Origin of the sequence: Vibrio ichthyoenteri ATCC 700023, assembly GCF_000222605.1 — a bacterium.
Classification (GTDB): Bacteria; Pseudomonadota; Gammaproteobacteria; order Enterobacterales; family Vibrionaceae; genus Vibrio; species Vibrio ichthyoenteri.
Genome location: NZ_AFWF01000056.1, coordinates 1 through 11,642, shown reverse-complemented (window position 1 = coordinate 11,642; position 11,642 = coordinate 1). Strand labels below are relative to the sequence as shown.

Annotated in this window: 10 protein-coding genes; 4 read left to right on the top strand and 6 right to left on the bottom strand. The window is 42.6% G+C overall.

Annotated elements, in window-relative coordinates; translation table 11 throughout:
• From RH85_RS05590 to yegD, 4 genes are all read right to left on the bottom strand, one after another.
• Window positions 1-495: TRAP transporter small permease (locus tag RH85_RS05590; RefSeq protein WP_006711228.1), on the bottom strand; the 495-nt coding region annotated here is incomplete at its 3' end.
• Between the two features lie 58 nt (window positions 496-553).
• Window positions 554-1,543 (bottom strand): TRAP transporter substrate-binding protein, encoded by a 990-nt coding sequence (locus RH85_RS05585; protein WP_006711227.1) that lies wholly within the window; start codon window positions 1,541-1,543, stop codon window positions 554-556.
• A gap of 31 nt (window positions 1,544-1,574) precedes the next feature.
• Window positions 1,575-2,414, bottom strand: a complete 840-nt coding sequence (kduI, locus tag RH85_RS05580; protein WP_006711226.1) for a 5-dehydro-4-deoxy-D-glucuronate isomerase — start codon at window positions 2,412-2,414, stop codon at window positions 1,575-1,577.
• A gap of 306 nt (window positions 2,415-2,720) precedes the next feature.
• Complete coding sequence (yegD, locus tag RH85_RS05575) at window positions 2,721-4,073, bottom strand: molecular chaperone (protein WP_006711225.1); 1,353 nt, start codon at window positions 4,071-4,073, stop codon at window positions 2,721-2,723.
• 322 nt (window positions 4,074-4,395) lie between these two features.
• On the opposite strand from yegD, the gene yghU reads away from it, so the two are divergent.
• Entirely contained in the window at window positions 4,396-5,259 is an 864-nt protein-coding gene (yghU, locus tag RH85_RS05570) for a glutathione-dependent disulfide-bond oxidoreductase (RefSeq protein ID WP_006711224.1), read from the top strand.
• Window positions 5,260-5,330: 71 nt separating this feature from the next.
• Here yghU and RH85_RS05565 read toward each other — a convergent pair whose 3' ends face one another.
• Window positions 5,331-6,092, bottom strand: a complete 762-nt coding sequence (locus tag RH85_RS05565) for a hypothetical protein (RefSeq protein ID WP_006711223.1) — start codon at window positions 6,090-6,092, stop codon at window positions 5,331-5,333.
• A 38-nt stretch (window positions 6,093-6,130) separates the two neighbouring features.
• Between RH85_RS05565 and RH85_RS05560 the strand changes: the two genes are divergently transcribed.
• Window positions 6,131-6,454 carry a TM2 domain-containing protein gene (locus tag RH85_RS05560; RefSeq protein WP_006711222.1) on the top strand — a complete coding sequence of 108 codons (324 nt, stop codon included), beginning with the start codon at window positions 6,131-6,133 and terminating at the stop codon, window positions 6,452-6,454.
• 377 nt (window positions 6,455-6,831) lie between these two features.
• Window positions 6,832-8,301: a protein adenylyltransferase SelO gene (locus RH85_RS05555; RefSeq protein WP_006711221.1), complete on the top strand. Its 1,470-nt coding sequence runs from the start codon at window positions 6,832-6,834 to the stop codon at window positions 8,299-8,301.
• Between the two features lie 99 nt (window positions 8,302-8,400).
• On the opposite strand, the gene RH85_RS05550 is transcribed toward RH85_RS05555, so the two are convergent.
• Complete coding sequence (locus RH85_RS05550) at window positions 8,401-10,617, bottom strand: hypothetical protein (RefSeq protein ID WP_138956448.1); 2,217 nt, start codon at window positions 10,615-10,617, stop codon at window positions 8,401-8,403.
• Between the two features lie 344 nt (window positions 10,618-10,961).
• Here RH85_RS05550 and RH85_RS05545 point away from each other — a divergent pair.
• The coding region (locus RH85_RS05545) for a DctP family TRAP transporter solute-binding subunit (protein WP_006711219.1) at window positions 10,962-11,642 on the top strand (681 nt) is incomplete at its 3' end.

Here is an 11,642-nt window from a genome sequence, read left to right as displayed (position 1 = left end):
GCGACGTAGCAGGGCAAGTTCCTGATACAAGAAATAGAAAATGATCAGGCCGCCACTGATTGGAATTGCAGCGTAGATGACTCCCATTGGAATCTGTAAGGCTGAGTCCATTTGCCACATTTGACGTACAGTACTGCTGTAGCCGCCGATAACCATCACTAATAAAGCAAATGTCGCGGTAGATAACTCAATAAACATCTCAACGTAGATTTGTGTTTTTTCGGTGAATTTCTGTTTCACAAAGCTAATTGCCATGTGTTCGCGTAAGCCAAAGACGTAGGCACTACCGATTAAAATCAACCAAATAAATGCATATCGAGAAAGCACTTCACTTGTTGCGCTTGGGCTGCCAAAAAAATAGCGAGAAACAACTTGGTAAGTAACCAGAACCGTCATTGCGGCAACAATAAAAATTAAAACGGCAGAGATGATTTTATCGATCCAAAGTTTAAGCGTGTCGATTTTGTCAAAAAGGCCATTTGTATTATTAGACATAATATAAATTCCTAAAATCGGGGCAGTACTTATCGCAACGCCCCGTTTTTACTAATACTTAAGACATGTTTACAATTTTCTTAAACAATTCTTTTTGTGCCGGAGTTTTGATCAACTCTTCTTGCATTGCTTGGCAGCTTTTTTGGAAAGGTTTGATGTCAACTTCGTTAAAAATAGCGCCTTTCTCTTCTGCTGATTTCTTAGCACTTTCAATGTGTTGATTCCAAATGTTGAACTCAATTGGCGTGCTTTCTTTCGCTAGGCGTCTTAGTGTTGCTTGGTCTTTTTCTGACATGCTAGACGTGAAGTAGCTACTCACAACTAGAAGGTCTGGCACCATTAGGTGGCGAGTAGCTGAAAAGTAAGGGGCAACTTCATATTGCTTCAAATCGGCGTAGGTGATTTCGTTGTTTTCTGCACCATCAAGTACCCCTTGTTGTACCGCAGAATATACTTCACCTTGGCTCATTGGCACGCCAGTTCCGCCCATACAATCCAGCATTTTAATCATGGTATCTGATTGCATTACGCGAATTTTTTGTCCTTTCATATCGGCAATGTTGTTCACTGGTGCTTGTTTGGTGTTCATGCTGCGTGCGCCAGCGGTGTATGCGGTTAGGACTTCAAAACCAAATTTTTTCGTTGAAGCGAATAATGGGTCTAACTCTCCAGAAGTGAACACTTTTTCTTGGTGATCTGAACCGTTATAGATGTATGGCATACCGATGACACGGAATGTTTCGTCGTAGTTTTCAACTAAAGGGTTCGCCACCATCGCCATTTGAATCGCGCCGTTTTGTACGAGTTCAAGTGCTGCTCGCTGGTCACCTAATAGAGAGTTAGGGTAAACGGTGAGTTTGTAGCGACCATCAGTCTCGTCACTGAGCTTTTTTCCAAATTTTTCTAATGCAAGATATTGTGGATGGCTATCTGACTGGTTAAAGGCCGCTTTGATTTCAATTGCTGCATTCGCGATAGCTGAAAAGCTTAATGAAGCGGTAACAGCCGCGGCGACAGTAGCTAATTTAATGGTTTTATTTGTTATCATTTGTTATCTCCAGTGTAGGTACAGAGTTTTATTAACGTATTGAATTCATATCGATAAAGTCCATGTCGTCGAATGTTTGGTTTTCCCCAAGCATTCCCCAAATAAAGCTGTAATTTTGAGTGCCACAACCTGAATGGATCGACCAGCTAGGCGAAAGAACAAGTTGCTTATCTCTCACAACAATATGACGAGTTTCAGTCGGCTCGCCCATGTAATGGAAGACCACTTGCGATGGCTTGATGTTGAAGTAAAGGTAAACCTCCATACGACGCTCATGCGTATGTGCTGGCATCGTGTTCCATACACTGCCAGTTTGAAGATGGGTAATGCCCATACATAGTTGGCACGTAGGTAGAACATCAGGATGAAGGTATTGGTTGATGACTCGAGCGTTAGCATTTTCTAAGCTGCCAAGTTCCACCTTTTTGGCATTCTGTTGCGTAATTAAACGCGATGGATAAGTGTGATGTGCAGGAGCGCTTAAGCAATAAAGTGCCGCAGGTTCGTTTACATCAAGAGATTCAAATTCAATCTCTTGTTCGCCCATACCTAAATACAATGCATCTAGATATTCCAATTGATAGCAACTGCCTTGGCTGCGAATTTCTGCTTTACCGCCAAGGTTTACAATGCCTAGTTCACGACGTTGAAGGAAGTAATCCGTTCCAAACGCTTTTTTGTCCACATACTCATCAAGCTTGAGAGAGCGAATAGTTGGTGAAACACCAATGGCAACAACGCGATCAATATGGCTATAGAGCATGTTGATGCTGTTTGCAGTAAATAACTCTTCAGTAAGAAATTCATCGCGTAAACGCTGACTATCGTAAGTCTTCGCGTCAACAGGATTGTTGTTGTAATTAATAAACATGGTGGTACTCCTAATTGATGTAGGAATTCTAACCGTTATTCATATTTGATCAACATTGCTCATATATGAATAAATTTGAGGCGTGATTAATCTCGCTATTTTTTTTAAATAGCGTCTATTTTTTGTGATCTCAGGTTTGTCCTGGCCGATTTTTGAGCTTTTTGCCTAGAGGCGAAGAATCACTTCATGCGGAATGTGGGAAGAACAAGCGGGGGAAAGAACGCTTTATCGTTACTTCTTGTCTTATCACTGGAAACAAAAAAGGAGCCTAAGCTCCTTTTTTTTTCGTTGATTTGATACGAAAAATTAACGATAAATTAAATCTGACCAATGAGTTAAGCCGGCGGTTACTGAGCCAAAGTAGTTGCCTGCGACTATCTCGGTGTTAGGCAGTACAGAAGCGACCGCTGCGGTGAGTACGGTTGAACGTGCTGAGCCGCCGGTCATATAAATGATGTCTGGCTGAATGCCACTTTGAGTGACCGCTTCTTCGACAAGATTACGGATCTTAACCATTGGATTTTCAATTGCGGCTTCGATCTCACTGCGTTCACTGAAAATTTCAAATTGCTCGGAAATCAGATCAATTTTCGCCGTATAGTTATCATGATCAGAAAGGGCGATTTTGGCCTTTTCTGCTTGGTTGATAACGCCATAGCCTAAGGTTTCTTGATGCAGTTGCAGTAGACGGCCAAGCTTTTGCGGTTCAGCGGCGGCTTTAAAGAATTCACGCAGTGGCTTGGTATTGTCATGACCGTAGAAGCTACGCTGAGCTTGCACGTCGTTAATCGCCATCGCATTCCAGTATTGGATCAGAGGTAAATCTAGGCCGCTGAGTAACTTACTGCCAAGGCCGAACTCTTTCATAAAGCACTTAAAGGCAATGAAGATATCAAGATCATTACCACCCACCATCTGACCAGTGTGCGCGAGTAGGGATTCACTACGTTCTAGCTTATTGCGCCAGCTTGGGCCCATGCGAATCATCGAACAGTCCGTGGTACCGCCGCCGATATCAACCACAAGTACATTTTTATCTACCGTTAAACTGGCTTCAAAATCGAGGCCGGCAGCAACGGGTTCATATTGAAATTCTACGTCTTTAAATCCGGCACGTTTAGCCGCGCGAGCGAGAATATTAACGGCTTGAATATTTGAATTTTCACCGCCGCGACCCAAAAAGTTAACCGGACGGCCAATCACAGTTTGAGTGATTTCTGATTGGATTGATGATTCTGCGCTGCGTTTAATGTTGCTCATCATCGCACACACGAGATCTTCAAAGAAAGACAGTTGGATATCTCGTAACCCCATGGCACCCAAAAAGGATTTAGGTGATTTTACAAAATAGGTATCTTTCGGATCTTCGAGGTACAACGCCAATGCTTGATGACCAAACTTTACTTCATCAGCTTGTATTTCAAGCCCTTCTTCGCGGTTGATTTTTACCGCGCGGCGTAAGACAGCTTCATTGGTTTCATCGCTTGGCTTTATATCTAAACAGCGAAACAAATACTCTGAGACAGATTCTGCGCTAGGTGCACAAAGTGTTGATGGAATAAATGCGCTGTCACCAACCAATGGAATTTGGGTGACTTTACCGTCAACGGTATGTGCGACACTGCAGTTTGCAGTACCGAAATCGAAACCAATAGACATGAATACCTCAGAGACTATAAACAAGGGGGCGCACACTAAACCCTAGATGCGTAGACGGGTCAAGCGCTAGACGAAATTAATCGTCATTTCCTCTTTGCTCGTTTGTGGTGATGCGTTGAGTTCAACGTTTTTTAGGCGTTAGAAACGAAGGTGTTAGAAAACGCTCTATCGTCAATTCACATCGCGTGCAATGTGGATATATATGTTTTGCTTCTTACTTGGTTGGATATCATATTTAGATAATCGAGGTATTTGGTTGTATTTTAAATGAACAGGCACCATGTCTTCTAAGTAAAGCAGCATAAATCAAGAAGGAAAAGTCATGACAAATGAATATATTCCAGCAAAAGTGTGGACTGAAGATAGTGATACCGGCGGTGCGTGGGCAAGCATTAATCGCCCAACCGCGGGAGCACGTCACGAACAGGTTTTGCCAGTGGGCAAACATGCATTACAGCTTTACTCAATGGGGACACCCAATGGCCAAAAGGTCACTATTATGCTGGAGGAGCTACTTGCCCTAGGCGTGACAGAGGCTGAATACGATGCGTTTTTAATTCGCATTGGTGATGGTGACCAGTTTTCATCTGGATTTGTCAACGTTAACCCAAATTCTAAAATTCCAGCACTCGTCGACAACTCGGTTGAACCCGCCGTACATGTTTTTGAGTCGGGGCATATTTTGCTGTATTTAGCCGAAAAATTCGGTCAGTTATTACCGCAAGAATTTGCCCAACGCACGGTAGCAATGAATTGGTTGTTTTGGTTGCAAGGTAGTGCGCCTTATCTTGGTGGCGGTTTTGGCCATTTTTATGCGTATGCGCCAGAAAAGTTTGAGTATCCCATCAACCGTTTCACGATGGAAACCAAGCGCCAGCTTGATCTATTAGATAAACACTTGGCCGATAATCGTTATCTTGCCGGTGAAGAGTATTCGATAGCAGATATTGCCACTTGGCCATGGTACGGTAATTTAATGCTGGGCAAATTGTATGATGCTGCGGAATTTCTGGATGTGCAGAGCTATCCCAATTTATTGCGCTGGGCTGATGAAATTGAGGAACGTAAAGCTGTACAACGTGGTCGTATTGTCAATCGTGCTTGGGGTGAAGAGTGGGAACAAGTACCTGAGCGCCATAGTGCTAGCGATATTGATCAAGTGTTGGCGAAACAGCCGCAGCAATGAATGCTGTTGTTTGCTATGAACATTTAATGGCCCTCATTTGAGGGCCTTTTTTATATTGGTTAATGTCTTGGTTAATAGAGCGGAACAATCAAATCGGCATCGGCGAGAGCAAATTTCGCCGCTTCGTTCTGACTTTTTTGTTGGCCTAGTTTAGATGCCTTTGGCAGCACCACAAACACGATCTCAGGCTTTGCACTAATGCGTTGACTGCGCTCCCCATCACTATTGAGTCGGTAACCATCAATATAAATGGTTAAGACGGTATCGTTGCGCTTTCGGTTGTGAACAAAAAAAGAGCCAAGTTCATGAACCGCGCCCCAAACCAAAGTGAGGGGGGCTTGTTGAACGCTGGGTAGATAAATGTCGTAACTGCGGTTGGGGGCATTGCTGTGAATGCTATTGGTCGTGATTTCTAGCCGATGTTTTATAAACTGGCCATCTTGAAACGGCATCGCTTCTTTGGTTGTTTTGTCGCGGGCTTTGCCGTTACAGCTTGTCGCTTCTGGCTCGCGAGCATAGTGTCGATAAGTTGCGCAGGCAAATTCCCCAACTAAGGTTTGTATGCCATCAACCAATGCTTGAGAGGCAAAAGCATCGAGCTCAAACTGGCCTTGCACGTAAATTTGTTTAAAGAGATCGGGGGCGGCTTGTTTGAATTGAGTATCAAAACGAAGTGGGATAAATCGGTCTTGTTCAATCGCTGCTTTTAGTACGTTGTCGGTGTCGTAAACTCGTTGTCCTTTGCTGTCCATGATTGACCAAGCGAGATTGCTGTAATCTGCGTGGGCACTACACGTGATTAACCAAAGTGTTATTGCGGTCAATAAGCGCATGTTTCGATCCTTGAATAGCACACCTTACTTTCAGTGTAGTGGCTGTTGCCCCAGTAGCGGTAAGTTATTTGGTCTCACTGCAATTTTCGGCGAAGTCGGTTTACCCTGAATCAGTGCCAGATAGCGCCGCATCGAAGAAGATTGTTGCAGCATTGTTTGCTTTTTTCCTAGGTGTTTTTGGCGCGCACAAATTCTATTTGTGCTACACCAATCAGGGCGTGATTATGCTGCTGTGCTTCCTGTTCGGCTTTATTTTACTAGGTATTCCATCGATTGTTATTGGTATCATCGCCTTCGTAGAATTTATCCTTTATTTGGTTAAATCAGATGAGGAATTTGACCGCATTTATGTGCAAGGCTAGAAAGGTTGGTTTTAACTTTTTTATTGCTCGTCGTGTCGAACAGGACTTTCGCTATATATCGGTTGTCATAAAAAATTCATCATGATAAAGATTGTGAAATCGCTGAAAATTCATCATATTGTAATTTCAATGTAACATTCAAAGAGGTGTGTATGGAAAGACTAGAAATGATTCAGCCTTCTAACTTCGGTGTGATTAGCCGGACTTGTTTATTTTCTTTAGCGGGAATTATTGGCGTATTTTTAATGGTGTAATTCTTTATAGAATAAGCCTTGTAGAGTTTGTGGGTACTAACTCGTTCATTTTTATTCACCTAGCACCCACCGACTTGTTCTGGTAACTTGATACAATCTCAATGTGTAAATGGATTGTACATCGTGCCTAAAACCTTTCCTTGTTTCTCCAGTCGATTTGCCACACTACCGACGACGTTCTTTACCGCCGTTTCTCCTCAAATATTAGAGAATACTCGTTGGGTCAGTTGGAATAGCTCCTTAGCGACGCAATTTGGTTTTCCTACCAATGCCCCTAGCGGAGAGCTTAAACAGCAGCTTACGGGCGCGCTTAGCCATCCTCAATTTATGCCATTGGCAATGAAGTATGCAGGTCATCAATTTGGTGTTTATAACCCAGATCTCGGTGATGGTCGTGGGCTGCTGTTGTGCGAGATGGAAAATTCACATGGCACCGTATTTGATTTGCATTTGAAAGGAGCTGGACTTACACCATACTCTCGCATGGGAGATGGTAGAGCGGTATTGCGCTCTACCATTCGTGAATATTTGTGCAGTGAAGCGATGGCTGGGCTTGGGATTGCGACCACACGTGGCTTGGGGATGCTTGCAAGCGACACGCCTGTTTATAGAGAAAAGAGAGAGCAGGGTGCATTGTTGTTGCGTATGGCTGAGAGTCATATCCGTTTTGGTCACTTTGAGCACTTTTTCTATACCAATCAAATTAGTGAGCTCAAGTTGCTCGCGGATAAAGTGATTGAGTGGTATTGGCCTGAGTTCGCCGAGGCTGAGCATCCGTATGCGGCGATGTTTGAACAGGTGGTCGATAGCACCGCATTGATGATCGCTCAATGGCAGGCTGTAGGATTTTGTCACGGTGTAATGAACACTGACAATATGTCGATTTTGGGTCAAACCTTTGATTATGGCCCGTTTGCTTTTTTAGATGATTATGACGCTAGCTACATCTGTAACCACTCGGATTACCAAGGGCGTTATGCATTTAATCAACAGCCGCGGATTGCGTTATGGAATCTATCTGCACTAGGTCATGCGCTTTCTTCCTTAATCGATAGGGCGCAGATTGAAGAGGCATTAGCGCAATTTGAACCGCGGTTGCAGCAGTACTATAGCCAGCAGATGCGGGCTAAATTGGGCTTGCATAGCCAGCTTGCGGAAGATGGCGAATTATTTGTAATGCTGTTTGATTTACTTGAGCAACAGCAACCAGATTACCCACGTTTTATGCGTGAGTTAGCGAATATTGATCGCCATGGTTCTCAGCCTGTGATTGATCTCTTTCTCGATCGAAGTGTGGCTCAAGCGTGGGTTGATCTTTATTTGGCTCGCTGTGAGTTGGAAGTAAGCGAGCAGGGAGAAAAGATCACCGCTCAAGCGCGATGTGAGGCGATGCGCTTGGTGAACCCTAAATATATTTTACGCAATTATTTGCTGCAAAATGTGATCGATAAAGCTGAACAAGGTGATTACTCATTGGTAGAACAATGGCTAACACTATTAGCTGCCCCTTATGATGAGCACCCACTGATGGAAGAGTTGGCAAAGTTACCACCGGAGTGGGGCAAGGGGATGGAGATTAGCTGCTCTTCTTAAGTTGGGGGGATTTTTCGAGTTAGATTGGAACAATATGTTGTGATGGAAGCCGGCTAAGCTAGGCGAGCTTCCATTGGATGTATTGCTTATTCGAAAGGATTAATTTTGAATAATGACTCTTTCACCAGTCATCAGGTCAACGTAATAAAGTGCCTCAATCGATTCGTCAGCGACGAGCGCAATTTGTTTGTTGTGATCAACATCAATACCAATTACTTGAAGTAATACAATACCTTGAGCATGGTCCTCAGCACTTGTCATGGTTTTGTCGCCAGTATTTAAATCGATAGAAAACAGCGATTGGCTAGCTTGAGACGCAACAATAATCCGGTTCTTTGAGGTATCAATGGCGAGACCACGCGCATTACTCGTGCTTGGTCCACTATTGAGATTATCAATGGAAAGGATGCTTCGCGCACCAGTTAACACATTCACGGTCCAAATGGGGTAGTCAGACGTGGAGTGATAAAAGGCAACTTGTTGGCTTTCAGGAATGAAAACCATATCGTAACTCGCTCGCATATTAGTTGCGTTGGCTTGGTTGGAAATGCTGGCTACTTCAGTGAGTGACTGAGTTGCAATATTCCAGGCGAGTAGACTAAATGTGCCATAACCTGTTGGTACTGCTTCATTAATATCACGAGCGAGATAAATGATTTGATTTTGTTCATCGAAGGCAATTGAATCTACGTTGAAATCAGGGTAATCGACAGTGGATTTTTCAGTGGCACCTACGACGATGGTACTGACTCCGGTTACTAAGTCTATTCGATAGAGTTCATTGTCATTACCTGATCGGTCGTTATATGCGTAGATAGCATTTTCCTGTTCATTGAGAACCGCAATTTCAAACCTCACATCTGGGTAGGTGCCAATTTCACTCCACTCTTGGTTAGCGGTATCCATTACAAATATCTGTGAACCAATGCGGTTTTCGTCCTCGCGAATAATGTAATATATTTTCCCTGAATCAAGGTCCAGCAACGTTTCACGAGCGGTAGTAGGGCTTATATTACCATCACCAACTTCGATGAAATCCCCAATAAGAGAGTAGTGATAGCCACTATCGAACTGAACGAGTTGATAGTCAATGTTGGATGCACCTTTAACGAGTAAATAATCTTCATCATTCCGGTTTAGGTTGGGGTATGAATATATGAAGTCAAGATTAATTAAATTAGTATTAGGGTAGCCTTCTAGGTTATTTGTGACTTCTTCGATTGTGTAATTTGTTGTGTCAAGATAGCAGAGTTTGTCTGAGTCAGCCCAGTAATAAAGCGTTTGATTCACTGCGTAAGTTAATTGCGAGCGATTATCTATTTCGGGGCAATCATCAACTAAACTTAATAATCCCGAGTAGTTGCTATAATTACCTGTCGCTATATCAACATTACCTGAAAAGTAAGTACTACCAGTCTTGGCTATGTAAGTTAATGTGTTTGAATCTTTCATTGCCCAATGTAAAAAAGCAGAGCTAGCAGCTTGTGTACTCAGATCTGGAATATTGAGCGAATGAAAGGTGTTTGATATCAAATTTAAAGCGTTCGCGGGGTCGCTTGGACTATCTTTAGTAAGAATTAATTGATTATTAACTTCATCTAATATGAGAGGAAAATTTTCTACAAATAGGGATGCATCGTAACTTGGTGAATCTGGTCCATAGAGAGTCGTAACATCTCCTGAGTTGGTTTCAATCAAATTGATGTAATAGTCATTATTAAATTCGGTGTAGTAATATACCTTATCCCCATTCGCGCTCGCAGTAATTGAAAGCGGTTTTTGCTCATGCATTTCATCTTTTGATTGCACATCATCCGGCTGATCTTCTACTTGAAATTGACGGGTAAGAACGGACTGTTGAGTTGTTAAATTTAAATAAATGAGCGAATTAGTGTCACTCTCATAAATAAATATTGAGTTAGTGTTGTCGGCGTAACTAGCAAGTATGGGGTCATCATAAAAAGAGGAGTTTCGTCTTATACGATTGGTATTGAATGATTGAGTGCTGCTGTCTGTTGAATAAGAAATGTTAACGTTATTATAACCGAATTGAAGAGGTATCTCCGCCGTCCAGAATCCAGCGTAAGTTTGGAAGTCACCGTCAACGCCATTGACACTCACCGAATTTATATCGCTTGATGCGGTACCTCTTACTGTAATGGATGAGGCTGTCGTAAGAGATTCGGTTATAGGGAAAAGAACCTCTATCTCAGAGGTCGCTGTGATTGTTTCTTCTTCGGTAGCTTTTTGCTCATCTTCACTGCAGCTGGTTAACAGCAAGCACATAGATAGCGATGATATAACGATCCTTGTCATAGCACCCTCCAATATAATAATTTTTAGCACATGAATAACAAATTTTCTTTATTAGTATTAGACAGAAAATAGACTAAAAATTAAACCATAAAGATAGTGAGGAATTTTGGTTTGTCGCTTTTTATTGGTGGAAATGTACACATGTCGCCGTTATTTTGGGTGGTTTTTCACTCAAAGCATGTTCTTTAAATAATTGATAAGTTTGCGATTGTTCGTTGGTGGAGTGAATAAATCATTTAAAATTAATAACTTATTAACATTTAGTCTAAGCTGGCTCGCTTATTGCCCTTAGTTAATTATCAACACCCAGTGATGGGGTTGTTTACTTAACAAGGAGAATAATAATGTTTAAGCCTTTGACCCTACTATCTATCTCTGTTCTGGCTGCGACAAGTTTTAATGCGATGGCCAACTGTGATCCGGGTGAAACTGTGATCAAATTTAGTCACGTAACCAATACCGATAAACACCCGAAAGGCATCGCCGCTTCATTGCTTGAGCAGCGAGTCAACGATGAGATGAATGGTAAAGTTTGCATGCAGGTTTTTCCTAACTCAACACTATATGATGACAATAAAGTGCTCGAAGCACTTCTGAACGGTGATGTGCATCTTGCCGCTCCTTCTCTGTCGAAGTTTGAAAAATTCACTAAAAAGTATCGTATCTTCGATCTGCCATTCCTGTTTGATGATGTCGCAGCTGTGGACCGTTTTCAAAACTCGGAGTCAGGTGACAAGCTAAAAAACGCGATGAATCGTCGTGGACTGCAGGGCCTTGCGTTTTGGCATAACGGGATGAAACAGATGTCGGCTAATAAACCGCTGATCTCACCAAAAGATGCCGAAGGTTTGAAATTCCGTGTTCAAGCGTCAGATGTGCTGGTGGCTCAGTTTGAGCAGCTAGGCGCTAACCCGCAAAAAATGTCTTTTAAAGAAGTGTACGGCGGCTTGCAAACCAAGGTTATCGACGGGCAAGAAAATACCTGGTCTAACATCTACGGTAAGAAGTTTTTCGAAGTCCAAGAT